General features: G+C 70.5%; 25 protein-coding genes and 1 pseudogene. 12 read left to right on the forward strand and 14 right to left on the reverse strand.

What is annotated here, in order from left to right:
* From BM109_RS26255 to BM109_RS26290, 8 genes and pseudogenes are all read left to right on the forward strand, one after another.
* Positions 1-345 (forward strand): annotated as a pseudogene (locus BM109_RS26255) (ABC transporter ATP-binding protein); the annotation flags it as partial.
* Positions 345-1,052 (forward strand): ABC transporter ATP-binding protein, encoded by a 708-nt coding sequence (locus tag BM109_RS26260; RefSeq protein ID WP_093349313.1) that lies wholly within the window; start codon positions 345-347, stop codon positions 1,050-1,052. The pseudogene BM109_RS26255 and the gene BM109_RS26260, both read left to right, overlap by 1 nt.
* 4 nt (positions 1,053-1,056) lie before the next feature.
* Entirely contained in the window at positions 1,057-1,944 is an 888-nt protein-coding gene (locus tag BM109_RS26265) for a branched-chain amino acid ABC transporter permease (RefSeq protein WP_093349315.1), read from the forward strand.
* Positions 1,945-1,954: 10 nt separating this feature from the next.
* Positions 1,955-2,932 (forward strand): branched-chain amino acid ABC transporter permease, encoded by a 978-nt coding sequence (locus BM109_RS26270; protein ID WP_093349318.1) that lies wholly within the window; start codon positions 1,955-1,957, stop codon positions 2,930-2,932.
* Positions 2,933-3,037: 105 nt separating this feature from the next.
* On the forward strand, positions 3,038-3,844 hold the full coding sequence (locus BM109_RS26275) for an enoyl-CoA hydratase-related protein (protein ID WP_093349320.1): 807 nt from the start codon (positions 3,038-3,040) through the stop codon (positions 3,842-3,844).
* A 46-nt stretch (positions 3,845-3,890) separates the two neighbouring features.
* Positions 3,891-5,102: a CaiB/BaiF CoA transferase family protein gene (locus BM109_RS26280; protein ID WP_093349323.1), complete on the forward strand. Its 1,212-nt coding sequence runs from the start codon at positions 3,891-3,893 to the stop codon at positions 5,100-5,102.
* A gap of 66 nt (positions 5,103-5,168) precedes the next feature.
* A complete protein-coding gene (locus BM109_RS26285; RefSeq protein WP_093349325.1) occupies positions 5,169-6,104 on the forward strand; it encodes a LysR substrate-binding domain-containing protein in 936 nt (311 codons plus the stop codon).
* 109 nt (positions 6,105-6,213) lie between these two features.
* Positions 6,214-7,185: a tripartite tricarboxylate transporter substrate binding protein gene (locus BM109_RS26290; protein ID WP_093349327.1), complete on the forward strand. Its 972-nt coding sequence runs from the start codon at positions 6,214-6,216 to the stop codon at positions 7,183-7,185.
* Positions 7,186-7,209: 24 nt separating this feature from the next.
* Here BM109_RS26290 and BM109_RS26295 read toward each other — a convergent pair whose 3' ends face one another.
* The 3 genes from BM109_RS26295 to BM109_RS26305 all read right to left on the reverse strand — a co-directional run bounded on the left by BM109_RS26295 (position 7,210) and on the right by BM109_RS26305 (position 8,971).
* On the reverse strand, positions 7,210-7,650 hold the full coding sequence (locus BM109_RS26295; protein ID WP_143129264.1) for a hypothetical protein: 441 nt from the start codon (positions 7,648-7,650) through the stop codon (positions 7,210-7,212).
* A gap of 4 nt (positions 7,651-7,654) precedes the next feature.
* Positions 7,655-7,927, reverse strand: coding sequence for a hypothetical protein (locus tag BM109_RS26300; RefSeq protein ID WP_093349332.1), 273 nt, complete (start codon positions 7,925-7,927; stop codon positions 7,655-7,657).
* Between the two features lie 111 nt (positions 7,928-8,038).
* Complete coding sequence (locus BM109_RS26305) at positions 8,039-8,971, reverse strand: LysR family transcriptional regulator (RefSeq protein ID WP_177239463.1); 933 nt, start codon at positions 8,969-8,971, stop codon at positions 8,039-8,041.
* A gap of 89 nt (positions 8,972-9,060) precedes the next feature.
* Here BM109_RS26305 and BM109_RS26310 point away from each other — a divergent pair, with 89 nt between their 5' ends.
* The 3 genes from BM109_RS26310 to BM109_RS26320 are packed head-to-tail and all read left to right on the forward strand — an operon-like array spanning position 9,061 to position 11,905.
* Positions 9,061-10,371, forward strand: coding sequence for an MFS transporter (locus tag BM109_RS26310; RefSeq protein WP_093349337.1), 1,311 nt, complete (start codon positions 9,061-9,063; stop codon positions 10,369-10,371).
* Positions 10,368-11,273, forward strand: coding sequence for a polysaccharide deacetylase family protein (locus BM109_RS26315; RefSeq protein ID WP_093349340.1), 906 nt, complete (start codon positions 10,368-10,370; stop codon positions 11,271-11,273). The genes BM109_RS26310 and BM109_RS26315 overlap by 4 nt, the downstream gene beginning before the upstream one ends.
* A complete protein-coding gene (locus BM109_RS26320) occupies positions 11,270-11,905 on the forward strand; it encodes an aspartate/glutamate racemase family protein (RefSeq protein WP_093349343.1) in 636 nt (211 codons plus the stop codon). Before BM109_RS26315 ends, BM109_RS26320 begins: the two co-directional genes overlap by 4 nt.
* A 16-nt stretch (positions 11,906-11,921) precedes the next feature.
* Here BM109_RS26320 and BM109_RS26325 read toward each other — a convergent pair whose 3' ends face one another.
* Genes BM109_RS26325 through BM109_RS26365 form a run of 9 tightly spaced genes read right to left on the reverse strand, consistent with a single transcriptional unit; the run spans position 11,922 to position 21,777 of the window.
* Positions 11,922-13,031: a CaiB/BaiF CoA transferase family protein gene (locus tag BM109_RS26325; protein WP_093349346.1), complete on the reverse strand. Its 1,110-nt coding sequence runs from the start codon at positions 13,029-13,031 to the stop codon at positions 11,922-11,924.
* Positions 13,028-14,776, reverse strand: a complete 1,749-nt coding sequence (locus tag BM109_RS26330) for an FAD-binding protein (RefSeq protein WP_256222784.1) — start codon at positions 14,774-14,776, stop codon at positions 13,028-13,030. The genes BM109_RS26325 and BM109_RS26330 overlap by 4 nt, the downstream gene beginning before the upstream one ends.
* Complete coding sequence (locus tag BM109_RS26335) at positions 14,769-15,233, reverse strand: Zn-ribbon domain-containing OB-fold protein (RefSeq protein WP_093349352.1); 465 nt, start codon at positions 15,231-15,233, stop codon at positions 14,769-14,771. Before BM109_RS26335 ends, BM109_RS26330 begins: the two co-directional genes overlap by 8 nt.
* Complete coding sequence (locus BM109_RS26340; RefSeq protein WP_093349355.1) at positions 15,230-16,411, reverse strand: thiolase C-terminal domain-containing protein; 1,182 nt, start codon at positions 16,409-16,411, stop codon at positions 15,230-15,232. The genes BM109_RS26335 and BM109_RS26340 overlap by 4 nt, the downstream gene beginning before the upstream one ends.
* Entirely contained in the window at positions 16,408-17,700 is a 1,293-nt protein-coding gene (locus BM109_RS26345; RefSeq protein WP_093349357.1) for a CaiB/BaiF CoA transferase family protein, read from the reverse strand. The genes BM109_RS26340 and BM109_RS26345 overlap by 4 nt, the downstream gene beginning before the upstream one ends.
* 11 nt (positions 17,701-17,711) lie before the next feature.
* Positions 17,712-18,692: a Bug family tripartite tricarboxylate transporter substrate binding protein gene (locus BM109_RS26350; protein ID WP_093349360.1), complete on the reverse strand. Its 981-nt coding sequence runs from the start codon at positions 18,690-18,692 to the stop codon at positions 17,712-17,714.
* Between the two features lie 31 nt (positions 18,693-18,723).
* Positions 18,724-19,473: a FadR/GntR family transcriptional regulator gene (locus BM109_RS26355; RefSeq protein WP_093349362.1), complete on the reverse strand. Its 750-nt coding sequence runs from the start codon at positions 19,471-19,473 to the stop codon at positions 18,724-18,726.
* 16 nt (positions 19,474-19,489) lie between these two features.
* Positions 19,490-20,461: a PDR/VanB family oxidoreductase gene (locus tag BM109_RS26360; RefSeq protein WP_093349365.1), complete on the reverse strand. Its 972-nt coding sequence runs from the start codon at positions 20,459-20,461 to the stop codon at positions 19,490-19,492.
* Positions 20,458-21,777 carry a Rieske 2Fe-2S domain-containing protein gene (locus BM109_RS26365; protein WP_093349367.1) on the reverse strand — a complete coding sequence of 440 codons (1,320 nt, stop codon included), beginning with the start codon at positions 21,775-21,777 and terminating at the stop codon, positions 20,458-20,460. Before BM109_RS26365 ends, BM109_RS26360 begins: the two co-directional genes overlap by 4 nt.
* Before the next feature lie 252 nt (positions 21,778-22,029).
* Between BM109_RS26365 and BM109_RS26370 the strand changes: the two genes are divergently transcribed.
* The gene (locus BM109_RS26370) at positions 22,030-22,731 is read left to right on the forward strand and encodes a nitroreductase (RefSeq protein ID WP_093349370.1); all 702 of its coding nucleotides are present in this window, start codon (positions 22,030-22,032) and stop codon (positions 22,729-22,731) included.
* Between the two features lie 15 nt (positions 22,732-22,746).
* Here BM109_RS26370 and BM109_RS26375 read toward each other — a convergent pair whose 3' ends face one another.
* Complete coding sequence (locus BM109_RS26375) at positions 22,747-24,354, reverse strand: MFS transporter (RefSeq protein WP_093349372.1); 1,608 nt, start codon at positions 24,352-24,354, stop codon at positions 22,747-22,749.
* 157 nt (positions 24,355-24,511) lie between these two features.
* The gene (locus BM109_RS26380) at positions 24,512-25,645 is read right to left on the reverse strand and encodes a PDDEXK nuclease domain-containing protein (RefSeq protein ID WP_093349375.1); all 1,134 of its coding nucleotides are present in this window, start codon (positions 25,643-25,645) and stop codon (positions 24,512-24,514) included.
* Positions 25,646-25,704: the final 59 nt, after the last annotated feature.

The following is a 25,704-nucleotide window of genomic DNA, read 5'->3' on the forward strand; positions in this document are numbered from 1 at the left end:
GAAGAGCAGACCGTGAACCTGCCCTATGGCCGCAAGCGCGCGCTGGAGATCGCGACCACGCTCGCGATGGAGCCCGAGCTGATGCTGCTGGACGAACCCACGCAGGGCATGGGCCATGAGGACGTGCACCGCGTGGCCGAGCTGATCAAGCGCGTGTCGGCCGGACGCACCATCCTGATGGTCGAACACAACATGAGCGTGGTCTCGACCATCGCCGACACCATCACCGTGCTGCAGCGCGGCGCCGTGCTGGCCGAGGGGCCGTACGCGGAAGTCTCGAAGAACCCGCAGGTCATGGAGGCCTACATGGGCACCACCGACGGCCAACTGCAAGGGGCTCACTGATGACCGCCGCATTGGAAATCAAGGGCCTGCAGGCCTGGTACGGCGAATCGCATGTGCTGCATGGCGTCGACATGGTCGTGCAGCCGGGCGAGGTGGTCACGCTGCTGGGCCGCAATGGCGCGGGCCGCACGACCACGCTGCGCGCGATCATGGGCCTGACGGGCGCACGCAAGGGCAGCATCGAGGTCAATGGCCGGGAGACGATCGCGATGCCCACGCACCGCATCGCGCACCTGGGCATCGGCTACTGCCCCGAGGAGCGGGGCATCTTCGCGAGCCTGTCGTGCGAGGAGAACCTGATGCTGCCGCCCGAGCTCAAGGGCGCGGGGCAGGGCATGTCGGTCGACGAGATCTACGCGATGTTCCCGAACCTGGCGGAGCGCCGCCACAGCCAGGGCACGCGGCTGTCGGGCGGCGAGCAGCAGATGCTCGCGGTGGCGCGCATCCTGCGCACGGGCGCCAAGCTGCTGTTGCTCGACGAGATCTCCGAAGGCCTGGCGCCGGTGATCGTGCAGGCGCTCGCTCGCATGATCACCACGCTGCGTTCCAAGGGCTACACCATCGTGATGGTGGAGCAGAACTTCCGCTTCGCGGCGCCGCTGGCCGATCGCTTCTACGTGATGGAGCACGGCCGCATCGTCGAGAAGTTCGGTGCTGCCGAGCTCGAAGCCAGGATGCCTGTGCTCAACGAATTGCTGGGAGTCTGAGGCGATGACGACTGTCTTTGGTTTTCCCGTGCAGGCCCTGTTGAGCCAACTGCTGCTGGGCCTGGTCAACGGGTCGTTCTACGCGATCCTGAGCCTCGGGCTTGCGGTGATCTTCGGGCTGCTCAACGTCATCAACTTCGCGCATGGCGCGCTGTTCATGGTGGGCGCGGTGTTCAGCTGGATGGCGATGAGCTACTTCGGTATCAGCTACTGGGCGATGCTCGCCGTGGCGCCGCTGATCGTCGGCCTGCTCGGCGTGCTGATCGAGCGCCTGTTCCTGCGCTGGATCTACAAGCTCGACCACCTCTACGGCCTCTTGCTCACGCTGGGCCTCACGCTGCTGATCGAAGGAGCGTTCCGCTCGGTCTACGGCGTTTCGGGCCTGAGCTACGACACGCCCGCGGCACTGGCCAGCGCCAGCGACCTGGGCTTCATGGTGCTGCCCAACTACCGTGCCTGGGTGGTCGTGGCCTCGCTCGCCGTGTGCTTCGCCACCTGGTATGCGATCGAGAAGACGCGGCTGGGCGCCTACCTGCGCGCGGGCACCGAGAACCCGCGGCTGGTGGAAGCCTTCGGCGTCAATGTGCCGCTGATGATCACGCTGACCTATGCCTTCGGCTGCGGCCTGGCCGCCTTCGCCGGCGTGCTGGCCGCGCCGGTGATGCAGGTCTCGCCGCTGATGGGGCAGAACCTCATCATCGTGGTGTTCGCCGTCGTCGTGATCGGCGGCATGGGCTCGATCATGGGCGCCATCCTCACCGGCCTGGGCCTGGGCGTGATCGAAGGCCTCACCAAGGTGTTCTACCCGGAGGCCTCGTCCTCGGTCGTGTTCGTGATCATGGTCATCGTGCTGCTGGTGCGGCCGGCCGGCCTGTTCGGCAAGGAAAAGTGAGTTCGCGGTCATGAAGAAACTCTCCCTCGTCCTCTATCCGCTGCTGCTCGCCGGCCTGCTGCTCGCGCCCTTCCTCGGCGCCTATCCGGTGTTCGTGATGAAGCTCCTGTGCTTCGCGCTGTTCGCGGCCGCCTTCAACCTGCTGCTGGGTTTCGCCGGCCTGCTGTCCTTCGGGCACGCGGCGTTCCTGGGCTGCTCGGCCTATGTCGCGGGCCAGGCCATGAAGGCCTGGGGCCTGACGCCCGAGCTCGGCCTGGTCGCGGGCACGCTCACCGGTGCGTTGCTCGGCTGGGTCTTCGGTTCGCTGGCGATCCGCCGCCAGGGCATCTACTTCGCGATGATCACGCTGGCCTTAGCGCAGATGATGTTCTTCGTCGCGCTGCAGGCGAGGTTCACCGGTGGCGAGGACGGCCTGCAGGGCGTGCCGCGCGGCAAGCTGTTCGGCCTGCTCGACCTGAGCAACGACCTCACGATGTACTACGTCGCGCTCGCCGTGTGCGTGCTGGCCTTCCTGCTGATCGTGCGCACCGTGCATTCGCCGTTCGGCCAGGTGCTCAAGGGCATCAAGGAGAACGAGCCGCGCGCGCTCTCGCTGGGCTACGACGTCAGCCGCTTCAAGCTGCTGGCCTTCGTGATCTCGGCGGCGCTGTCGGGCCTCGCGGGTTCGCTCAAGACGCTGGTGCTGGGCTTCGCCACCTTGTCCGACGTGCACTGGACCGCGTCGGGCCAGGTCGTGCTGATGACGCTGGTGGGCGGACTCGGCACCCTGTCGGGCCCGCTGGTGGGATCGGCCGTGGTCGTGCTGCTGGAGAACAAGCTCGGCGAGTTCGGCAGCCTGCTCGCGCGCCTCACCACCATCGAGTGGTTCAACACGCTGGGCGAGTCGGTGACCATGGTCACGGGCCTGATCTTCGTGGTGTGCGTGCTGGCCTTCCGCAAGGGAATCATGGGCGAGGTGGTGGCGTTCATGGCGCGCCGCCGCCCGTAGCCGGCCCGAGCGCGCGCCCAGCGACGATGCCATCAGAAAAACCTATGGTGGTATCAATACGTTGTAGTTTTCGGCGCAGCGCGCGGATCCTAGGATCCGTGCCACATGAATGAAGAACAAGGCCTTCGCGCCCCTGGCCGCATCGGGCTGTCGCAATCGGGCTTCATCGCCACGGTCACCATCGAGAACCCCGGCCGGCGCAATGCGCTGACGGTGGTGATGTGGGAGGCGCTACGGGTGGTGTTCGCCGACCTGCGGCAAAGCGAGACGCTGCGCTGCGTGGTGCTGCGCGGTGCGGCGGGCAACTTCGCGGCCGGCGCCGACATCTCGGAGTTCGAGCAGGTGCGCGCCACGCGCGAGCAGGTGACGGAGTTTCACGAGCAGTGCGTGTCAGGTGCCCTGCGCGCCATCCACGACCTGCCCGTGCCGGTGATCGCGCTGATCGAGGGCGCCTGCGCGGGCGGCGGCCTGGAGATCGCCTCGGTCTGCGACCTGCGCATCGCGGGCCGTGGCGCTCGCCTCGGCATCCCGATCCGGCTGCTGGGCTTTCCGCTCGCGCTCGGCGAGATGGAGTGGCTCTACCGGCTTGCCGGTCCCGCGCTCACGGCCGAGCTGCTGTTCGAAGGCCGCATGCTCGATGCGCAGACTGCGTGGGCCAAGGGCCTGCTGACCGACGTGGTGGACGATGCGGATGTCGAGCGGCGCGTCCAGGCGGCCGCGGACGCCGTCGCGCAGAGCGCGCCGCTGGCGGTTCGCGCACTCAAGCGGCAGCTGCGCCGCCTGATGGAAGACCCGAGTCCCGTGACGCGGGAAGAACGCCTGGCGAGCTATGCGTTCGCGGACACGCAGGACTACCGCACGGGACTGCGCGCCTTTCGCGAGAAGACCCGTCCCGAATTCATCGGCCGCTAGCAACCCTGGCCGGCACCGTGCCGATCGCCCCTCAAGAAAGCTGCTCATGACCCAAGCGCTGCCCCTCGCGGGCCTCCGCGTGCTCGACCTCTCGCGCGCGCTGTCCGGCCCGTTCTGCTCGATGATCCTCGGCGACTTCGGCGCCGAGGTCGTGAAGATCGAGCCGGCGCCGCACGGCGACATGGTGCGCCAGTGGGGTCCTTTCGCCGAGGACACCAGCGTCTACTACCTCTCGGGCAATCGCAACAAGAAGAGCGTGGCGCTGGACTTCCGCCACCCCGAAGGCCTGGCGATCGTGCGCGAGATGGCAGCGAAGGCCGATATCCTGGTGGAGAACTTCCGCGCCGGCGTGATGGCGCAGATGGGCATGGGCCAGGCCGAGCTCTTGGCGCTGAACCCCGGGCTGATCCACGGCAGCATCACCGGCTTCGGCAGCGACGGCCCCAAGGGCCACTGGCCGGGCTTCGACCAGATCGCGCAGGGCTTCTCGGGCTTCATGAGCTTCACGGGCACGCCCGAGTCCGGCCCGCAGCGCGTGGGCGTGGCGATCGGCGATCTCACCTCCGGCATGTGGACCGCCATGGGCATCCTGGCGGCGGTGATCCAGCGCCAGGCCAGCGGCCGAGGTCAGAAGGTCGAGACCTCGCTACTGGCGAGCCTGGTCGGCTTGCTCAGCGTGCAGGGGCAGCGCTACCTGTCGCTCGGCGAGGTGCCGGCGCCGGTGGGCAACGTGCATCCGGTGATCGCGCCGTACGGCGTGTTCGAGGCGCAGGACGGGCCGCTGAACATCGGTGGCGCCACGCAGGAGCAATGGGTGAAGATCGCCCGGCTGCTCGGCCTGGAGGCGCTGCTGTCGGATCCGCGCTTCGTCAACAACGCGGCGCGCATGCAGCACCGCATCGCGCTCAAGGAGCTGCTCGAGGAACGCCTGCGCACGCAGCCGCGCGCGGCCTGGACCGCGCAGATGGTCGCGCTGGGCATTCCGGCGGGGCCGATCAATGACATCGCCGACGTGTTCGCCGATCCGCAGGTGCAGCACTGCGGGCTGGTCGAGGAGTTCACCCATCCCGTCATCGGGCCCATGCGGCAGGTCGGCAACCCGGTGCGCATCGACGGCTTGCGCGACGGCAGTGTGCGCCTGCCGCCACCGCTGCTCGGGGAACACACGGTCGAAGTGCTGCGGGATTTCGGCTATGGTCGCGAGCGGATCGACGCCTGGCTCGCCGACGGTGTCGTGAGCCAGTACGGCCTCGGCTGAGTTCGGCCCCCTCCTTTCCACCATCGGCCTGCCCCCGCGCCGGGGCGGCCATCACCCCTTCTCGCCATGGAAATACGCCAGCTGCGCTACTTCGTCGCGATCGTCGACAGCGGCTCGCTCTCGCGCGCGGCGGCGCTGGTCCACATCGTCCAGCCCGCGCTGAGCCAGCAGATGACCCAGCTCGAGGAAGAGCTCGGCACCCAGCTGCTGCAGCGCAGCGTCAAGGGCGTCACGCCGACCGATGCGGGACAGGCGCTGTACCGCCATGCGCAGCAGATCCTCAAGCTCGCGGGCGACACGAAGAACGTGGTGAAGGCGTCGGATGCGGGCCTGAGCGGACGCGTGCGGCTCGGGCTGCCGTCGAGCATCGCGATGGTGCTGGTCGGGCCGCTGATCGCCGCGCTCGAGGAGCGCCATCCGCAGATCGTGCTCGAGGTCTACGAGAGCCCCAGCACCTTCCTCGCGGCGCACCTGATCAACGAGCGCGTCGAGCTCAGCGTGCTGGTCGACGACGTGGCGCTGCCCGGCATCGAGGCCGTGCCGCTGGTGGACGAGCCGCTGTACTTCGTGCAGCCGCGCCGCAAGCCGCTGGTGCGCGCGGGCCGCAGCATCGACCTGCCGACGGTGGCCAGCGTGCCGCTGATGCTCACGACGCAGGTCACCACCTTGCGCGACCTGGTCGACCGCGCCTTCGCCGAGGCGGGCGTGGCGCCGCAGATCAAGGCCGAGGCGAGCTCGATCCACACTGTGCTGGCCATGGTCGCGCAGGGCGGCGCGGGCACCGTGATCCCGCATTCGGCACTGGCCTGGCATGCCGCCGCGCAGTTGCTGCGCCAGACCCCGATCGAGCCGCAGATCGTGCGCCGCGCGACGCTCGCGCATTCGCGCCTGAACCGGTTGCAGCCCGCCGCCGCCTGCGTGCACGCACTGGTCGTGAGCGTGGTGCGCGAGCTGGTGCGCTCCCGCCGCTGGGACGGGGCGCGGCTGGTGACCGGCAGCTGAGCGCGTGCGTGCGGCGCCATCGGTCGGCGCTATACCGGTAGCAGGATTTCGTAGTGTTCAGTTCGGGAGGCCGTCCCTACAGTCGACTGCACAAATCGACGGAGACACCATGAACATCCTCAGGGCCACACGGCTCGTATCCTGGGCGCTGATCGCCATGCCCCTGCTGGCGGGCGCGCAGCCCGACTATCCCGCGCGCCAGCCCGTGCGGCTGATCGTGACCTTCGCGCCGGGTGGCGGCTCCGACACCATCGCGCGCTCGCTCAACGCCAAGATGAGCGAGAAGCTCGGCCAGACGGTCATCGTGGAGAACAAGCCAGGCGCCGGCGGATCGATCGCCACGGACTACGTCGCGAAGGCCGCGCCCGACGGCTACACGGTGCTGTTCACCGTCTCCTCGCACAGCATCAACCAGGCCCTGTACCCCTCGCTGCCCTTCAACACCGAGCGCGACCTGCGCGGTGTCACGCTGATCGGTGCGCTGCCGCAGGTGCTCGCGGTCCATCCGTCGGTGCCGGCCAGCAACCTCAAGGAGTGGATCGCGCTGGGCCAGCGCGATCCGCGGTACCGCCAGTACGCGACCGGCGGCATCGGCTCGCCGGGCCACTTCGCGGGCGGGCTGCTGCAGTCGATGGCCAAGCTCTCGCTGCAGCACATTCCCTACCGCGGCGCGGGACCCGCGATCGCGGACGTGGTGGGCAACCAGGTGCCCGCGGTGTTCGGCACCCTGAGCGGCGCGCTGCCGCACATCCGCAGCGGCAAGCTCAAGGCGATCGCCGTGACCTCGAAGGAGCGCTCGCCGCTGCTGCCCGAGGTGCAGACCATCGCGGAATCGGTGCCGGGCTACGAATCCGACACCTGGATCGGCACCTTCGTGCCGCACGGCACGCCGCAGGCCGTGGTCGACAAGCTGCACCAGGCCACACTCGCGGCCCTGGCCGACAACGAGGTCAAGGCACGCATGGAAACCCAGGCCGGGCGCGTGATCGGCGGGTCGCCCGAGGCGCTCGACAAGCTGGTCTCGCAGGAGATCGTGCAGTTCACGCGCGTGGTGCGCGAGCAGGGGATCAAGCCCGAGTAGGCGCTCGATCGGGCGAGCTTGCGGTTACCGCGTTGCGCCTTTCCCGGGGCATGGGTAGAGCTCGCGCATGTGCAGCCGGAACGCCTGCTCCATCGGCATCGTTCGCTGCTCGGGCGGCAGCCGCAGCAGGAAGGGGATCAGCGTGTCGGTGGTGATCTTCGCGGACTTGCCGGGGCAGCTGTCGATCGTGGTGCCCGCGGCCCTGGCCTTGAGCACATCGGTGCGGTAGTTGTCGCCGATGTTCGCCAGCCCGCGGATCGCCGCCACGTAGTCGGCGTTCTGCTCGGCGCGCTCGGGACCGAGCTCGCCGAGCACCTGCGCGCCGCGCAGGAAGTCTTCCACCGTCAGCGATGCGCTGTGGTCGGGCCCGATGGACGACGGGAGATCGCGCGAAGGCGTCTGCGCCAGCGCTGGCGGGCAGGCGAACATCGCGAGCAGAAGGGCGGCACCGGCAAGGCATCGCATCGGTTCAGAGACTGTTGGCTTCACCACCGGGCAGGTTGTAGGTCTCGGAACCGGGGAATGCCGCGGAAGGCTTTGGGATCGCGCGCCTGTGGATGGCCGCGAAGCTCAGGCAGCAGGCGGCGCCGACGATGGGGATGAGCCATACCAGGGCCAGCTGCCATGCGCGCTGCCGGCCCGAGTAGAAATCGCTGCGCAGTACCACGACCGTTGCGGCCAGGTCGCCCGCGAGGACCGCGATGGCGATGGCTGCGAGGACGTAGGGGAGGGGGCCGTGCAATGGGTGTGCTCTGGGAAGGGGTCGAACGAATGTAGCGACGGGGTTGCGCGGGCGTCAACGGCCTGGAACAGATTGACACAGCGGAAACGTCTTTCGCTCCTCGATGCCGCTTCAATGCGCGGCGGCTTCGGCCGCCTCGTCCGGCAAGCTCCCCTTCGATTTCACGAACGCCTGCATGTGCTTCAGGAAGGCGTTCGCCGCCGGCGTCAGCTCCGCGTCGCTGCGCGAATAGACGCCCATGTTCCGCTTGACCGTCGGCCGCACCAGCATGCGCGTCTGCACGCCGGTGCGGCGCGAGAGCTGGCGCACGTTGACCGGCAGCGCGGCCACGCCCATGCCCGCGGCCACCATGCTGATCAGCGTGGAGGAGAAGGTCGCGACATGCGCGGGCACCGGCCGCAGGCCGACCGAATCGAAGGCCGCGTCGGCCAGCGCGCGCGACGGGCTCTGGTCGGACAGGCTGATCAGCGGATGCTTGGCCAGCTCGCGCCAGGTGACGGCGCCGCGCTCCGCGAGCGGATGGCCATCGGGCACCAGCGCCACCAGATGGTCCTGGTAGAGCGTGACCTCCGTCAGCCCCGGTTCGCCTTCGACCAGCGTGCCGACGCCGAGGTCGACCTCGCCGCGGCGCACCTGGTCGCGGATGGTCTCCTCGAAGCCGTCCTTGAGGATGCACTGGATACCCGGATGGCGCTGCTGGAACGACTGGATCACCCAGGGCAGCAGCGTGGCGGCGATCACGATGGAGGCGGCCACCGTGACCCGGCCGCGCTTGACCTCGGCCAGCGCGCGCGATCCGGCGACGGCGGCCTCGAGGTCCTCGAGCGCCTTGCGCGCCAGCGGCAGGAACTCGGCGCCCGCCTCGGTCAGCTGGACCACGCGCGTGCTGCGGTAGAACAGCCGCAGCCCGATCTGCTCCTCGAGTTCCTTGACCAGCGTGGACAACGCGGAGGGCGAGAGGTGCATGCGTTCGGCCGCGCGCGCGAAGGCACCGACCTCGGCCACCGCGAGGAAGGCGCGGATCTGGCGCAGCGTAATATTCATCTTTGGCGAATAATCGTTCGGATCATTCTGATTGTCCAAGCATTGAGCCGGTGCTGCAATGGCGCCGTCCATCGATCAGGAGCATCCCCATGACGACATCCGCCACGGCGAACACGGCCCCGCGCGCCGAAGACCGGCCCGCATCCTCGACCAGTCCGCGGCGCGTCGCCGCCGCGAGCCTGGTCGGCACCACGCTGGAGTTCTACGACCACTTCGTGTTCGGCACGGCGGCGGCGCTGGTGTTTCCGAAGCTGTTCTTCCCGCAGGCCGATCCCTTCGTCGCGACCATCCTGTCGCTGCTGTCGTACGGCATCGCCTTCGTCGCGCGGCCGGTGGGGGCCGCGATCTTCGGCTCGCTGGGCGACAAGCTCGGGCGGCGTTTCGTGCTGGTCTCGACCTTGCTCGTCATGGGCCTGTCGACCTTCCTGATCGGATTGCTGCCGACCTACGAGCACGTCGGGCTGCTCGCGCCGCTGCTGCTGGCGGTGCTGCGCTTCGCCCAAGGGCTCGCGCTCGGTGGCGAGTGGGGCGGGGCGGCGCTGATGGTCAACGAGTTCGATGCCAGCGGGCGCCGCCGCGGCTTCTACGGCAGCCTGGTGCAGGTCGCGAGCCCGATCGGCGTGCTGATCGCCAATGCGATGTTCGGCTTCATGAACACGGTCACCACCGACGCGCAGTTCATGGACTGGGGCTGGCGCGTGCCCTTCCTCGCGAGCATCCTCCTGGTGGGCATCGGCTACTTCATCCGCCGCACGATCGAGGAATCCCCGGTCTTCAAGAGCCTCGAGAAGAGCGCCCACAAGGCCGAGGCGCCGCTGGCCGAGACACTGCGCAAGCACTGGCGCCAGGTGCTGCTGGCGATCGGGGTGCGCGCCGGCGAGGGCGTCATCTGGTATGTGTTCTCGCTGCTGCTGCTGATCTACGTGCCGAATCGGCTCGGCCTGCCGCGGCAGGTGGCCTTGAACGCCGTGCTGTGGGGCGCGGCGGTCGGCGTGGTCGCGATCCCGCTGTTCGGCGCGCTGTCCGACCACTTCGGCCGCAAGCCGATGCTGCTGCTCGGCGTGGCCGCCTCGATCGTCTGGTCGTTCGCGTACTTTCCGCTGCTGGAGACGCGCAATCCCTCGCTGGTGGTGCTGGCCTCGGCGATCGGCATGGTCTGCCAGGCCTCGCTGTGGGCGCCGCTCGCGGCCTTCATCCCCGACATGTTCGAGTCCAGGGTGCGGTGCACGGGCGCATCGCTGGGCTTCCAACTCGCGGGCGTGTTCGGCGGCGCGCTCGCGCCCAGCATCTGCGTCTGGCTGCTCGACCGCTTCGACAGCCCGCTGTCGATCTCGATCTACTGCACCCTCGGCCTGCTGTTGATCGGGGTGTGCGTGGCGAAGGCGAAGGTGCAGCGATGAGCGAGGCGGTGCGCGACTTCATCGGCTACGGCCGCGCGCGTCCCGACTTCGAATGGCCGGGCGGGCGACGCGTCGCGCTCAGCGTGGTCGTCAACTACGAGGAGGGCGCGGAGAACTGCGTGCTCGAGGGCGACACTTTCTCGGAGGTGCTCAACAGCGACGTGTCGGGCGCGACGGCGCGCGCCGGGCGCCGCAACCTGGTGGTGGAGTCGCACTACGAGTACGGCAGCCGGGCCGGCCACTGGCGCATCCTCGACCTGCTCGCCGAATGCCGGGTGCCGGCCACCTACTTCGCGGTGTCGGGCGCGCTCGAGAAGCATCCCGAGGCCGCGCGATCGATCGTCGAGGCGGGGCACGAGGTGGTCTCGCACGGCGCGCGATGGATCGACTACGACGAGGTGCCCGAGGCGACCGAGCGCGCGCACATGGCCCGTTCGCTCGACGTGCTCGAACGCCTGTGCGGCGAACGCCCGGTCGGCTGGTACACCGGCCGTGTCAGCCCGCGCACGCGCGCGCTGGCCGTCGAGCAGGGGCTGCAGTACGACTCGGATGCCTACAACGACGACCTGCCGTACTGGACGCGGGTCGGCGACAAGCCGCATCTGGTGCTGCCCTACAGCTTCGACTGCAACGACATGCGCTTCGCCTCGGCGCCGGGCTTCGACACGCCCGACGACTTCACCGACCACCTGCGGCGCACGCTCGCCTGCCTGCGGCGCGAGGGCCGCCGGCAGGCGTCGATGATGTCGATCGGCCTGCACCTGCGCCTGGCCGGGCGGCCCGGGCGCGCGGAGGCGTTGCGCGAGTTCCTGCTCGCGGCCTCCGAATTCCCCGATGTCTGGTTCTGCCGCCGGCGCGACATCGCGCAGTTCTGGCGCCACCGCTTTCCGGCCACGCCATGACGGCGAGGACGCTGTTCCTCAATCCGAACTCGAGTCGCGAGATCACCGCCACGCTGCGGCGCCACATCGCGCGCGGCGGCTGGCCGTCCGGATGCTGGGCCGCCGCCGAGGTCGAGGCGGCGCCACGGATCATCGGCTCAGCCGCCGACAACGCGCGGGCCGAGGCGGCGCTGGCGCGTGCATTGCCGGGCCTGAGCGAAGGCTTCGACCGGGTGGTGGCCATGTCGTCGGTCGACACGGGCTACGAGATCGTGCGCGAGCGCTTCGGCGACGCGGCCCATGGTTTCACGCGCAGCGTGCTGGCGCTGCACCGGAAGCTCGGGCACCGGCTGGACATCGTGACCTTCGACCGCGGCATGACGGCGCTCTACGAGGCTGCCTTCGAGGCGACCGGCCATGCGTGCACGATCGACGGCTGGCAGGTGATCGATCTCGCGCCGGCCGTCATCGCCGCGCAGCCGGAGATCGCGCTGGATGCGCTGCGCGAACGCTGCGAGAGCTTCGGCGGGCGGCAGCCGGTTTTCGTGGTCGGCGTGGTCGGTATCGGGCTCGCCGCGGGCCTGCGCGATGCCGGCATGCGGCAGGTGATCGATCCGGTGGCGGACCTGCTCGACTGGCTCGGCGAGGACTGAAGCGCCGACGGCCCGCTCAGTCCCAGCGCGCGAGAACCCGCGCAGCCGGCGTCGCCTCGCGCGCCGCCGGCCCCTGGATTCGCGACGGCGTGCGCGAGAAACGCGGCGCCGGTGCCGGCTGCCGCACGCCTTCCACATCGACGAAGGCCTCGCGCGCACTTTGGTGCGGATGCGCGGGCGCCTCGCTCAGCGCGAGCACGGGCGCGACGCAGGCATCGCTGCCGTCGAACAGCGCGGTCCATTCGTCGCGGCCGCGGGTGCGGAACAGCTGCTCGAACTCGGCGCGCAGCGCGGGCCAGCGCGCGCGGTCGTGCTGCGCGTCGCGCAGCGCGGGGTCGACGCCCAGGCGCTCGCACAGCTCGGCGAAGAACTGCGGCTCGATCGGCCCGATGCAGACATGCCGGCCGTCGCCGGTGGCGTAGCTGCCGTAGTAGGGCGCGCCGCCGTCGAGCGCGTTGGTGCCGCGTTCCTCTCGGAAGGTGCCGCGCATCGCGCTGGTGGCGAACAGGCTCATCAGCGAGTTCACGCCGTCGACGATGGCCGCGTCGACCACCTGACCTTGCCCTGAGCGCCGGCTTTCGAGCAGCGCGGCCAGGAGGCCGACGACGAGGTAGAGGCTGCCGCCGCCATAGTCGCCCACGAGGTTCAGCGGCGGCACCGGCGCGCCGCCGGCCGGGCCGATGGCATGCAGCGCGCCGGTCAGCGCGATGTAGTTGATGTCATGGCCCGCTGCCTGCGCGAGCGGGCCGTGCTGGCCCCAGCCCGTCATGCGGCCGTAGACCAGCCGTGGATTGCGCCGCAGCGCCTCGTCGGGGCCCAGGCCCAGGCGCTCCATCACGCCGGGCCGGAAGCCCTCGACCAGCACGTCGGCGCGCGCCAGCAGGCCCAGCACCTCCTCGCGCGAGCCGGGGTCCTTGAGGTCGGCCAGCACCACGGTGCGGCCGCGGCCCGTGATGTCGCTGCGGTCGCCGAGGCGGCGCGCGGGGCGGTCGATGGTGATCACGTCGGCGCCCATGTCCGACAGCAGCATGCAGGCGAAGGGCGCGGGCCCGAGGCCGGCGAACTCGATCACGCGCAGGCCGGCGAGCGGGCCGCTGGCCTCGCGGGGAGTGGAGGTGGGATTCATCGTGGGGAGGAAGGTGTGTGGAGGTTGTGTCGTGCCGCATGCCGCGCGATGCGCCAGCCGAACACGATCGCGGGCCCGAGCGTGATGCCCGGCCCCGGATAGGCGCCGCGCATGATCGAGGCCATGTCGTTGCCGCAGGCATAGAGGCCCGCGATGGGCTGCCCGCTCGTGTCGAGCACGGCCCCGTCGGCATCGGTGGCCAGGCCCGCGCTCGATGCGGCTTCGCCGGGCCAGACGGCCAGCGCGCAGAACGGCGCTTGCGCGATCGGGCCGAGGCAGGGGTTCGGTGCATGCGCCGCATCGCCGTTGAAGCGGCCGAGTTCGGTGCTGCCCTTGCCGAAGTCCGGGTCCTCGCCGGCTTCGGCATGACGGTTGTGGCGCGCCACGGTGGCGGCCAGCGTGCGCGCATCGATGCCCAGCCGTGTGGCCAGTGCGTCGATATCATGCGCGAGCACGAGATAGCCCGATGCCTCGTGCCGCCGCAGCGCGCTCGCGCGCGTGCCGGGCGGGATCGTGCCGAGGCCGTAGGCGCGCACGAAGGCCGCGTCGCAGACCAGCCAGGCCGGCGGTGTCGATGCCCCGGGGCGCATGCGCGCGAGCAAGGCCTCGACGAAGTGGTGGTACGAGGCGCTCTCGTCGACGAAGCGGCGCCCGTCGGCATCGACCGCGATCAGCCCGGGCTTGGCGCGGTCGAGGTACAGGTGCGGAAAGAGCCCGGGTTCGCCGCCGGCGCGCGGTGCCAGCGAGACGGGCTGCCAGAAGAAGTCGCCCCGATGGCGTTCGAGCCGCGCCCCGGCGCGCAGCGCGGCATCGAGGCCCTCGCCGCGGTTGCCTTCGAAGGACTGCGGCCGCAGCGTGCGCGGCGACACGCCGGCCGGCGCTAGCTGGGCCCGCAACGCCGCATGATGGCCAACGCCGCCGGTGGCGAGCACCACGCCTAGGCGGCTCGCGATGCGCCGCGTCGATCCCTCGTGGTCGAACACGCCACCCGTGACGCGGCCCGCCGAGATATCGAGTTGCCGCAGCCGCATGCCGAAGCGCACCGGCACGCCGGCCTGGCGCAGGCTGAAGTACAGCCGCGCGACCAGCGCATTGCCCAGCACCAGGCGCGTGCCGCGCGCATGCGTGAACCGGTCGCGCGCATGGCGCAGCACCAGCCGCGCGGCATGGCGGAAGTTCGCGATGCTGCGCCAGCGGTAGGCCAGGGCCTGCACGTCGGCCTTGTTGGCCATCATCCCGCCGAGCACCATGAACTCGGGCATCGGCGCACGGATGCGTTCGAAGTCGCGGCCCAGCCGCCGGCCGTCGAAGGGCAACGGCGAGAGCGCGCGGCCCGCCACGGCCGCGCCGGGCAGTGCGAGGTAGTCGGGATGGCGGCCGGCCGAGGCGAAGCGCAGTTCCGAATGCGCTTCGAGGAAGGCGATCGCCTCGGGGGCGCTCGCGAGGTAGGCAGCGCGCAGCCCGCGCGGATCGTCCGCGCCGAGGATCGCATCGAGATAACGCGCGGCCTCGGCGGCCGAGTCGGCGAAGCCCGCCGCCGCGCCCTGCGCATTGCCGGGCACCCACAGCGTGCCGACCGAGGTGGCGGTGGTGCCGCCGACCTGCTCGCCGGCTTCGCACAGCACCACGTCGAGGCCCATGAGCGCGCCCGCGAGCGCGGCACTCATGCCGCCCGCGCCCGCGCCGACCACGAGCAGGTCGCAGGTGTCGGCCTCCTGATCGCCGGTGCGCGCGGACTCAGGCACGCCGCCACTGCAGCAGCGCGTACGGCGGCTGCGCATCCGGATGGTGTTCGAACACGCCCTCGACCTCGGCGCCGATCTCCACCGCCTGCATCGGATCGCCGAGCAGGTTGCCGACCATGCGCACGTTGCCGGCCCCGGGCAGCTCGACCAGCACCACGAGGTAGGCGCCATGGTCCTTGAGCGCCGCATGCGCCGGATGCCACACGCGCTCCCAGCTGTAGATGCGGCCGCGCGGCGCGACGTCCACCCATGCGGGATCGAAGGCATGGCAGCGGTGGCAGATCCACTCGGGGCCGAACTGCCAAGTGCCGCAGTGCGTGCAGCGCTGCACGCGCAAGACGCCCTCGCGCAGGCCTTGCCAGTAGGGTTCCGACAATCCGTCGGGCTCCGACACGGGGATCGGCAGGCCCGCGGGCAGGTAGCGCTTCTCGTCGTTCGCGTCGTTCGTGTCGTTCACAGCACGTTCTCCGATCCCAGCAGCAGGTCGCTCGCGGGCGTGACCATGGGGCCGCCGATCACCAGCGCCACGTCGCTGCGCGCCGCCTGACTGGTCGAGCTGCCGCGCACCTGGCGCACCGCCTCGAGCACCAGCTCGAAGCCGTGCATGTAGCACTCGGCGAGGTTGCCGCCGCTGGTGTTGAGCGGCAGCCGGCCCGTGGGGGCGACGAGGTTCTCGAGCGTGAGGAAGTCGTTGGCCTCGCCGGGTTCGAAGAAGCCGTGCTCGGCCAGCGCCATCGCCACGCCGCCAGTGAAGTTCTCGTAGCTCTGCACCACGCCCACGTCGGCCGGAGTAATGCCGGCCATCGCGTAGAGATCGGGCGCCACGGTGTCGAAGCCCGCGCTCGCATAGCGCGGCGCGTTGTGCGGATGGGCGCCGGCGCGAAAGCCCGAGCCCGAGGCCGCGCCGAGCAGGTAGGCGGGCTTGTGCGCGAAGTCCTTCGCGCGCTCGGCCGTCACCAGCACGATCGCGGCGGCGCCGTCGTTCTCCATGCAGCAGTCGTACAGGTGGAAGGGCTCGGCGATCCAGCGCGAGGCGTCGTACTTCGCGGCGTCGAGCGGCTTGCCGTGCATCACGGCGCGCGGATTGGCCTGCGCATGGTGGTACGAGGCGAGCGCGATGGCGCGCAGTGCCTCCTGCCGCACGCCGTGCTCGTGCATGAAGCGCCGCACGCGCATCGCGAAGCGTTGCGGCGGCGAGAGCACGCCGTGGGGCATCAGGTAGGCCTTCTCGCCCGCGATGGTGTCGATGCCGCCGACTTGGCCGAAGCGCCCGTGCTGGCCCTGCGCGAGCGCGCGGAACACGACCACGCAGTCGGCCAGCCCGGCCGCGATGGCGGCCGCGCCGTTGGCCACCGCCGCCGCGCAACCGCCGCCACCGCCGCCCCACTGCATGGTGGCCGAGCGCAGGCGATGGATGCCGAGCGCGGCCGCCAGCCGCGAGGCCTCGCTGCGGTCGTCGCTGTACGAGGCGAAGCCGTCGATCTCGCGCGGATCGAGGCCCGCGTCGGCGCAGGCGGCGAGGATGGCCTTGAGCGCGAGCTTGAACTCGGCGTCGGGCGACTGGCCGTGGCGGTAGTAGGCGGTCTCGCCGATGCCGACCACGGCGACCCGGCCGCGCAGCGTGCGGCTGGTCATGCCGGCGTGCCGGCGGGTTCGTGCCGTTCGGCGGGCGGACCGAAGGCACCGGCGCGCGCGAGCGCCGCGAAGCGTTCTTCGTCGTAGCCCAGCGCCTCGCGCAGCACCTCCTGCGTGTGCTGGCCGACGGTGGGCGCGGCCACCGGGTCGGCGATCGGCGTGCGCGAGTAGCGGATCGGCAGCGCCATGTTCGGCACCCAGCCCACCTGCGGATGCGGGATGCGCGTCACCAGCCGGCGCTCGCGCGCCTCGGGCGAGCGGATGGCCTCGCCGACCGAGCGCACCTGGCCGCAGGGCACGCCGGCCGCGCGCATGCGCGACTGCCAGTGCGACCAGGGCTCCTTCGCGAAGGCCTCGCCGAGCAGCGCGAACAGAACCTCGCGCCGCTGCGAGCGCTCGCGGCCGCTGGCGTAGGCCGGGTCGGCGGCCACGTCGGGCCGCTCGAGCACCTGCGTCATCAGGCGCTGGAAGATCTTGTTGTTGCCGCAGTTGATGTAGAACGAGCCGTCCCGCGCCTCGAACACGCCCGAGGGGCAGGTGTCGGGGCTGGTGTTGCCGTGGCGCTGCGGCTCGGCGCCGCTGAACACGTGCTGCAGCGTTGCGTAGCCGGTCATCAGCACCGCGTTGTCGAACAGTGCCACTTCCACCGCCTGCCCGCGGCCCGTGCGCTCGCGCGCGACCAGCGCGCCGAGGATCGCGTTGGCCGCCATCATCGCGGTGCTGATGTCCATCACCGGCGACAGCGCGCGCACGCCCTGGCGGTCGGCATAGCCGTTCATCGAGACGAAGCCGCTCTCGGCCTGCGCGATCGGGTCGAAGCCCAGGCGGTCGGCGAAGGCGCCCTCGCGGCCGTAGGCCGACACCGAGCAGTAGACGAGCTCGGGGTTGGCCTTGCGGCAGCTCTCGTAGTCGAGTCCGAAGCGCTCCATCACGCCGGTGGAGAAGTTCTCGACCACGACGTCGGCGCTCGCGACCAGGGCGCGTGCCACCTCGAGGCCCTCGGGCGTCTTCAGGTCCAGCGCCGCGCTGCGCTTGTTGCGGTTCGACCAGAGGAAGGGCGCGCCCTGCGCGAGCTCGGGATGCACCGGCGGGTACTGGCGGAAGTCGTCGCCGCGCCCGGGCGCCTCGATCTTGATCACGTCGGCGCCCATGTCGGCCAGGATCATGGTGGCGAAGGGGCCGGCGATGAAGTGGGTGAAGTCCACCACCTTGATGCCGGCCAGCGCCTGCGGCGCGCCCGCGGGGCGCGGCTGGTGCTCGGGAAAATCGGATTCCAGTTTTTCAAGCATGGGGTCGGTTCTCACATCTGGATGTTGGCCTTGCGCACGACCGGACCCCACTGGCCCATCTCGTCGCGGATCAGCTTCTCGAGCTCCTGCGGCGTGCTGCTGCGCGCCTCGACGTTGCGCGCCGAGAACATCTTGCGCACCTCGGGCCGCGCGACCGCGGTCACGATCGCGTCGTGCAGCTTCGTGACGATCTCGTCGGGCGTGTCCTTCGGCGCGAGCACGCCGAACCAGGCCGAGCTGCGGAAGCCCGGCACCTCGTCGGCGATGGCCTGCAGGCCGGGCACGGTCTCGGTGGCCTTGGGCGTGCCCACGGCCAGGTAGCGCACCCGGCCCGAGCTCACCAGCGTGGCGCCGTCCAGGCCGGTCACGAAGGCGGCCTGCAGCTGGCCGCCGGCGAAGGCGGTCATCATCGGCGCGCCGCCGTTGTAGGGGATGTGCTGCAGGCGCAGGCCCGCGGCCTCGTTGAAGTACTCGGCCGTCAGGTGCGACAGCGAGCCGTTGCCGACCGAGCCGACGTTGAGCGCGTTGCCGTTCTTCTTCGCATAGGCGAGGAAGTCCTTCAGCGTCTTCGCCGGGCTGTCGGCGGGCACGGCCAGGATCATCGGCGTGATCGCGACGGTGGAGATCGGGCGCAGGTCCTTGAGCTCGTCGTAGGGCACCTTGCGCATCAGCGAGACCACCGCGTTCGGGCCGGTGTTGCCGAACACCAGCGTGTAGCCGTCGGGCGCGGCCTTGGCCACGTAGTCGGTGCCGATGGTGCCGCCCGCGCCGGGCTTGTTCTCGACGATCACGGTCTGGCCCAGCGTCTCGCTCATCGACTGCTGGATGGCGCGCGCGAGCTGGTCGGTGCTGCCGCCGGCCGCATAGGGCACGATCATGCGGATCGGCTTGTTCGGGTAGCCGCCCTGTGCCCAGGCGGGCAGGGCGCCGAGCGCGAGCGCGGCGCAGGCGGCGCCCAGCAGCGCGCGGCGGTGGAGGGAAGTGGTCGTCATCGGGGGTCTCCTTGGGTTCGTGGGTGTCGTGTCAATCCGTGGCGCCGAGCACGCTCGACCAGTAGCTGCGCGCGCGGTCCATGTGGCGCAGGATCAGCAGCTGCGCCTTGGCCGCGTCGCGCGCGCGGATGTGGCCGAGCAGGCGGCGGTGGTCGAGCAGCGAGGCGCGGCCCTGCACCGTGTCGGCGAACATCGCCTCGCGGCGCCGGCCGGTGAAGCGGTAGAAGGCATGCAGCACGCGCACCAGCACCGAGTTGTGGGTGGCATCGACCAGCGCGACGTGGAACTCGGTGTCGGCCGCGGCGATGTTGCCGCCCTCGGCCAGCACCTGCTCGGTGCGCTGCAGCACGGCTTCCATGCGCGCCAGGTCGGCCTCGGTGCGGCGCTGGCAGGCCAGGCCCGCGGCCAGCACCTCGAGGTGGCCGCGCACCTCCATCGTCTCGGCCACTTCCACCGGCGTGGGCACGGCGCCCATGTCGGTGAGCATCACCAGCGCCTCGAAGCTGCCTTCGCGCTCGACGTGCCGCAGGTAGATGCCCGAGTTGGGCCGCGATTCGACGATGCGCAGCGTGACCAGCGTGGCCAGCGCCTCGCGCACCGCATTGCGGCCGACGCCGAGGCGCTCGGCGAGGTCGCGCTCGGAGGGCAGCCGGTCGCCCGGTTGCAGCCGCCGGTCGCGCAGGTAGGCGAGGATGCCGGCGATGGCGCCGTTGCCCGCGCCCACCGCGTTGGCGGTGCCGGCTTCCTGCGGTTCCGCCGTGGTGTCGAGCCGGGTCGTCATGGACTGCTCCCTTGCCTCAGAGGTCCAGGACCAGCGTCTTCGAGCGCGAGCCCGAGCAGCAGATCATGATGGCCTCGTTCGACTGCTTCTCCTGCGCATCCAGGTAGTCGTCGCGATGGTCGGGCTCGCCCGCGATCACGCGCGTGCGGCAGGTGCCGCATACGCCCGCGCTGCAGGCATAGGGCACGTCGATGGCGTTGTCGAGCAGCGTGTCGAGGATGGTCTTGCCCGGCGCCACCGCGAGGCGCTGGCCGCTGCGCTCGAGCACCACCTCGTAGCCGCCCTCGGTGGCGGCCGCGCTGCCGGCGGCGAAGCGCTCGAAGTGCACCGTGTGCGCGGGCCGGCCGGCACAGGCCTCGACGAAGGCGTCGATCATGCGCGACGGGCCGCAGCAGTACAGGTGCGCGCCGGCGGGCGCGTTGCGCACGATGGCCGCGATGTCCAGCCGCTCGGCGCGCGAGTCGCCGAAGCAGAACTCGACCTCGCCGCGGCCGCGTCCGCCCTGCATGGCGCGCAGCGTGTCGGCGAAGGCGGTCTCCTCGGGCGAGCGGCCCGCGTAGTGCAGCTGCCAGCGCCGGCCGAGTTCCTCGAGCCGGTGCAGCATCGACAGGATCGGCGTGATGCCGATGCCGCCGGCGATGAAGACCGAGTGCGCGGCCTCCTCGGCCAGCGCGAAGTCGTTGCCGGGCAGGCTGGCGCGGATGCGGTCGCCCACGCGCGGCTGCGCATGCATCCAGGCCGAGCCGCCGCGGCCCTGCGCGTCGCGCTGCACCGCCACCACGTAGCGTGCGGCATCCGAGGACGCGTTGAGCAGCGAATAGCTGCGGATCATCTCGCGCGGCAGGTGCAGGTCGATGTGCGCGCCGGCGGTGAACGGCGGCAGCGGACGGCCGTCGGCCGACACGAACTCGTACGACGCGATGCCGCGTGCCTCGAGCCGGATCTGGCGCAGACACAGGTCCAGCGGCGCGGGGTTGCCCAGGCTCATGGCGTGTAGCCGAAGTCGGCGCCCAGGCGCGCGGTCATCAGCTCGCGGCCCGATTCGCTCCAGGCCTCGCCGGCCGGCAGCGTGAGTGACACCGCGCGCACCATCGGCAGGTCGGGGTCCTCGATGCGCGGCGGGCGCTGCTGGCGCACCGAGAGGTTGCGCACCGTCTCGAGCAGCAGGCGCCGCGTCATCGCGATGCCGGTGTCGCTCATGCCCAGGTGTTCCTTCGAGCGGTCGTAGATCGGCGCCACGCCCGACTGGCAGGCCGCGTCCTGCACCCACAGGCCGGGCAGGCCCGAGAACCAGGTCTTGGTCTGCGCGTCGTAGTTGAAGAGGAAGGCGCTCTGCAGGTTGAATCGGGTCCAGTACTTCGCGAAGGGCTCGGTGGCCGGGCGTGGCGCATAGGCGTTGATGCTCGGGTGGCCGGTCTCGCGGCCGCCGTGGCCGTTGTCGAACAGCTTGCGCGTCTTCTCGTAGAACTTCTGCGCCGGCGTGTACGAGAACATGATGCACAGCGTGTGGTGGTCGTCCAGCGGCACCCAGGCGTGGCCGCTGAGCTCGGGGTAGTTCGACTGCGGCGGCACCAGCGTGTAGAAGGGCAGCAGGAACTGGTTGACGCGCCAGTAGTGGGTGCTCTCGTCGAGCACGCGCTTGGAAGCCACGCTCATGCCGAAGTCCTGGCGCTTGCATTCGAAGGTGGGACGCAGGTCCTTCTTCGCGGTCCAGTCGCTGATCGCGCCCTGCTGGTCGATGCGCCCGTGCAGGATCGGCGCGTGGGCCGAGTCGATCTCGCCCTCCACGGCCTGCAGCCAGTTGCATTCCTGCACGCGGAAGCTCACATACACGTTCTCCTCGGGCACCAGGTTCCACTCGAGGTTCGGCAGCGGCGGCGGGTTCTCGCGGTCGGGCCCCATGTAGGTCCAGACGATGCCGTTGCGTTCGCGGCAGGGGTAGTTCTTGATCGTGACCGTGTCCTTGAGCCGGCTCTGCGCGGGCTCGGCCGGCGTGTCCTGCACGCGGCCGTCGACACCGAACTTCCAGCCGTGGTAGATGCAGCGCACGCCGCAGTCCTCGTTGCGGCCGAACACCAGCGGCGCGCCGCGGTGTGGGCAGGCATGGTCGATCAGGCCGACGCGGCCCTCGCTGTCGCGGAACGCGATCAGCTCCTCGCCGAGCAGGCGCACGCGCTGCGGCTGGCCGTCGGTCTCGAGGTCGCGGCTGGGCAGGAAGGGGATCCAGTAGAGGCGCATCAGCTCGCCCATGGGCGTGCCGGCGCCGACGCGCACGAGGGTTTCGTTGTCTTCTAGCGAGAGCATGGCTGCGGTTTTCCTTGTGGGGCAGGGCCATCCGGCGTGGTGGACCACCTTGGATGACCAGATTGGTAGGACCAATGCTAAATTCGAGCCCGCGCGATGCAAAGTTTTTGTCTCAATAACCTTGTGAATGGATCAACCATAGATGGTCGAGGCAAGCGAGGTGGCCGCCGTCGCGCATGTCTTTCGCCGTGTCGCCAGCGCGAGCGCGCCGGCACGGTTAGGCTCCCTCGTCTTCATCCCGTTGCCCGAGCCATGACCACTTCCCCGCCCGTTCCCGCGCCGGATCTCGCCGCGGCCCTCGACACCGTGCTCGACGCGCGCTACAGCTGCCGCGGCTATCTCGCCGACCCGGTGCCGCGCGACGTCGTCGATGCGATCCTGCGCGCCGCCCAGCGCACGGCCTCGTGGTGCAACTCGCAGCCCTGGCAGGTGATCGTGACCGGCGCGGCCGCCACCGAGCGCCTGCGCGCGGCGATGGCCACGCCCGAGGCGCTGGTCGACCAGGGTTTCGAGATCGCGCCGCCCGCCGAATACCGCGGCGTCTACCGCGAGCGCCGCCGCGAATGCGGCTTCCAGCTCTACGACAGCGTGGGCATCGCCCATGGCGACCGCGAGGCCTCGGCGCGCCAGGGCCTGTTGAACTTCTCGTTCTTCGGCGCGCCGCACGTGGCGCTGATCCACACCGATGCCGCGCTCGGCGCCTATGGCGCGCTGGACTGCGGCGCCTATGTGTCGAACTTCATGCTGGCCGCGCGCAGCCGCGGCGTGGCGAGCATCGCGCAGGCCGCGCTGGCTTCGCGCGCGAAGTTCCTGCACCGCTGGTTCGACATCCCGGACGACCGCCAGGTGGTCTGCGGGATCTCCTTCGGCTACGAGGACCCGGCGCACCCGGCCAACGGTTTCCGCACCTCGCGCGCTGCCGTCGGCGACGCCGCGCGCTGGGTGGAAGACTGATCCGGCGGCCCTTGCTCAGGGGCTGCGTTCGGCCAGGTAGTGGCGCGTGAGCACCGGCTCGTGCGGCACCTGGAAGCTGCGCGCGAGCGCCTCCAGCTCGTGGCGCGCGACGGTGGCCCGCGCGCGCTGGCGCAGGTAGTCGGCCCACGAGGTGACGATGAAGCGCTCGACGTAGCGGCTCGGGTCGTCGAGGTCGCGGTAGACGCGCCAGAAGGTGGCGCCGTCGCGCTTGCGCGGCACCGCGAGCTGCTGCACCGCGTCGAGGAAGCGCCGCGCATCGGCATCGCGGATGCGGTAGACCACCTCGACGGCGACCGGCCCGGCCTCGAATTCGGGCTCGTGCTGCACCGAGAACTCCTCGTGCAGCGGCGCCAGCGTGACCTCGTCGTCCGCGCCCATGCGCAGCGGATACGGCCGCGCCAGCGCGATGCTCGCGAGCATGCCCGCGGCCGACAGGCACAGCGCCGCGCTCAGGCCGATCAGCGATGACATCGCCCCCCAGAGCGCGGAGCCGAGCGCGAAGGCGCCGAGCGAGCACAGCGTGTGCATCGACGCGGCGCGTGCGCGCACCCAGGACGGCGCGCTGGTCTGGGTCGCGGCGTTGAAGGTCGACATCATCGTCATCCAGGCCGCGCCGCCGAGCACGAAGCTGGCGCACACGAGCGGCCGCCAGGTCGAGAGCGCGCCCACCAGCATCGCGCCCGAGAACACGAGGCAGCAGCCGGCGGCCAGCGCATCGAGCGAGAAGCGCGAACGGATGCGCCCGACGAAGAAGCCGGCGGCGACGGCGCCCGTGCCCAGGCAGGCCATCAGCAGGCCGTAGCCCGCCGCGCCCAGCCCGAGCCGCTGCTGCGCGATCACCGGGAGCAGGGCCCACAGGGCCGAGCCGAGCCCGCTGAAGCCGGCCGTGCGCACCAGCTGCGCGAAGATCGCGGGCGAATGGCGCGCATAGCGCAGCGCGCTGAGCATGCCGCCCCACAGCCGCTCGGCCGGCAGGCGCCCGGGCGAGGGCGGCCGCGGCGGCCAGCGCCGCGTGGCCCAGCTCATGCCGAAGGCGGTCAGCACCGCGACCGCGAACACGGCGGCGCCCCCGGTCAGCGCGAACAGCACGCCCGCGAGCCCGGGTCCGACGGCGCGCGCACCGTTGAAGGTCATCGACACCAGCGTGATGGCCAGCGGCAGCTCGGTGCGCGCCACCGTGTCGCTGACGGCGGAATTCCACGAGGGCGACTGCAGCGCCGTGCAAACGCCGAGCAGGAAGGTGAAGAACAGCAGCCCGCCCGGGCCGATCCAGCCGGCCAGCGCGAGCAGCGTGAGCGTCAGCGCGGCGAGCCCGTAGACGCCCTGGATGCGCAGCATCAGCCGCCGGCGGTCGATGGTGTCGGCCAGCACCCCGGCGGGCAGCGACAGCAGGAACATCGGCAGGAAGGAGGCGGTCTGGACCAGCGCCGAGAGGAAGGACGAGGCCGTGAGCTCGATCATCAGCCACGAGGCCGCCATGTTCTGCATCGCATTGCCTACGAAGAACAGGCTGCCGGCACCCCAGAGCCCCCGGAAGGCGGGCTGGGCGAGCGGACTCCAGAGCGAGGCTGCGTTCGGGGCGGTGGGATTGCTGGGATTCAAGCGCGGGGCGATCGGCGGCGGGCGAGGCAAATCATATAGATGCACGCGCCGGCCCGCTCGCGGCGCGCCCGGCCAACGGTTTCCGCACCTCGCGCGGCCGTCGGCGACGCCGCGCGCTGGGTCGAGGAGTGACCTCGTAGCGAACTGGCGGGGGCGCTCAGTCTTTGCCGCGTCGCTTCTGTGTCGCGACCGGAGGCGGCAGCGCACCGCGCACCACCTGCTGGAGCTGGCGCACCGAAGGCAGCTTGCCGCGCAATTCCGCCGGCAGGGCGGCCTGCAACTGGTACTCCGCCACGCCGATAGGATTGGTCTTGCTGCGCAAGGCGAACTCGACCTCGAGGTTGTCCTTTTCGGCGCACAGGATGATGCCGATCGACGGAGCGTCGCCGGGCGCGCGCTCCCTGTCGTTGAGCAGGTTGAGATAGAAGTCCATCTTGCCCGCGTACTCGGGTTCGAAGGAGCCGACCTTCAGTTCCACGGCGACCAGGGCCTTGAGGAAGCGGTGGTAGAAGAGCAGGTCGATGAAGTATTCCTTGCGTCCCAGCACGAGGCGGTGCTGGCGGCCGATGAAGCAGAAGCCGTAGCCCAGTTCGAGGATGAAGTCGCGCAGCCTGTCGAGGAGCCGGGTTTCCAGCTCGCGTTCCTTCACCGCCTGGCGGATGCCCAGGAACTCGAGGCTGTAGCTGCTCTTGAGGACCTCCTCGGCCTGCTCGGCCATGGCGGGCGGCAGCACCCGCGGGAAATTGTGGCTCTTGCCCTCCGCGCGCGAGCGTTCCCAGGCGCCGGCCTTGATCTGGTTGAGCAGAATGTTGCGGCTCCAGCCCAGCGCCGCGCTGGCGCGCAGGTAGTAGAGGCGTTGCGCCGGGTCGTCGGTCTTGCCCAGGATCTGGAGATGGTGACCCCAGGGGATTTCTGCGACGAGTTGTCGCAGAGATTCGTTGCCGCCGAAGACCCCGGGTTTCCGCTTGTCGGCGGAGCGTTCGATGCTTCGGCCCGAGGCCTTGTCCTTGGAACTTTCTGCGACAAGCTGTCGCAGAAATCCGGGCTCGCTGTAGGCCTCGACCATGCGCCGCATGTCCCAGACATTGCGCGCCGAGAAGCCTTGGGTGCCGGGGAAGGCCGCGCGCAAGTCCTGGGCGATGCGTTCCACCACGGCCTCGCCCCAGGCTTGCGCCTGCTGCTTGTGGAGGATGGCTTCGCCGATGTCCCAGTACAAGGCGATCAGGCCGTGATTGACCGCGCGGGCCGCGGACTGGCGAGCCGCCGCGACACGCTCCTTGATCGCCTCGATAAAGGAGCGTAGTCGACGGGTTCGCCGCTGGGCAAGGTCATGCGTGCACTATAGGCCAG

This window comes from Variovorax sp. PDC80, from assembly GCF_900115375.1.
Taxonomy (GTDB): Bacteria; Pseudomonadota; Gammaproteobacteria; order Burkholderiales; family Burkholderiaceae_C; genus Variovorax.

Coding starts and splice junctions, on each gene's coding strand:
- BM109_RS26320 (WP_093349343.1), top strand. CDS start 11,270: ATGACGGCGAGGACGCTGTTCCTCAATCCGAACTCGAGTCGCGAGATC.
- BM109_RS26290 (WP_093349327.1), top strand. CDS start 6,214: ATGAACATCCTCAGGGCCACACGGCTCGTATCCTGGGCGCTGATCGCC.
- BM109_RS26305 (WP_177239463.1), bottom strand. CDS start 8,971: ATGAATATTACGCTGCGCCAGATCCGCGCCTTCCTCGCGGTGGCCGAG.
- BM109_RS26310 (WP_093349337.1), top strand. CDS start 9,061: ATGACGACATCCGCCACGGCGAACACGGCCCCGCGCGCCGAAGACCGG.
- BM109_RS26365 (WP_093349367.1), bottom strand. CDS start 21,777: ATGCTCTCGCTAGAAGACAACGAAACCCTCGTGCGCGTCGGCGCCGGC.
- BM109_RS26340 (WP_093349355.1), bottom strand. CDS start 16,411: ATGACCAGCCGCACGCTGCGCGGCCGGGTCGCCGTGGTCGGCATCGGC.
- BM109_RS26295 (WP_143129264.1), bottom strand. CDS start 7,650: ATGCGATGCCTTGCCGGTGCCGCCCTTCTGCTCGCGATGTTCGCCTGC.
- BM109_RS26315 (WP_093349340.1), top strand. CDS start 10,368: ATGAGCGAGGCGGTGCGCGACTTCATCGGCTACGGCCGCGCGCGTCCC.
- BM109_RS26350 (WP_093349360.1), bottom strand. CDS start 18,692: ATGACGACCACTTCCCTCCACCGCCGCGCGCTGCTGGGCGCCGCCTGC.
- BM109_RS26355 (WP_093349362.1), bottom strand. CDS start 19,473: ATGACGACCCGGCTCGACACCACGGCGGAACCGCAGGAAGCCGGCACC.
- BM109_RS26260 (WP_093349313.1), top strand. CDS start 345: ATGACCGCCGCATTGGAAATCAAGGGCCTGCAGGCCTGGTACGGCGAA.
- BM109_RS26370 (WP_093349370.1), top strand. CDS start 22,030: ATGACCACTTCCCCGCCCGTTCCCGCGCCGGATCTCGCCGCGGCCCTC.
- BM109_RS26265 (WP_093349315.1), top strand. CDS start 1,057: ATGACGACTGTCTTTGGTTTTCCCGTGCAGGCCCTGTTGAGCCAACTG.
- BM109_RS26325 (WP_093349346.1), bottom strand. CDS start 13,031: ATGAATCCCACCTCCACTCCCCGCGAGGCCAGCGGCCCGCTCGCCGGC.
- BM109_RS26275 (WP_093349320.1), top strand. CDS start 3,038: ATGAATGAAGAACAAGGCCTTCGCGCCCCTGGCCGCATCGGGCTGTCG.
- BM109_RS26345 (WP_093349357.1), bottom strand. CDS start 17,700: ATGCTTGAAAAACTGGAATCCGATTTTCCCGAGCACCAGCCGCGCCCC.
- BM109_RS26280 (WP_093349323.1), top strand. CDS start 3,891: ATGACCCAAGCGCTGCCCCTCGCGGGCCTCCGCGTGCTCGACCTCTCG.
- BM109_RS26285 (WP_093349325.1), top strand. CDS start 5,169: ATGGAAATACGCCAGCTGCGCTACTTCGTCGCGATCGTCGACAGCGGC.
- BM109_RS26270 (WP_093349318.1), top strand. CDS start 1,955: ATGAAGAAACTCTCCCTCGTCCTCTATCCGCTGCTGCTCGCCGGCCTG.
- BM109_RS26360 (WP_093349365.1), bottom strand. CDS start 20,461: ATGAGCCTGGGCAACCCCGCGCCGCTGGACCTGTGTCTGCGCCAGATC.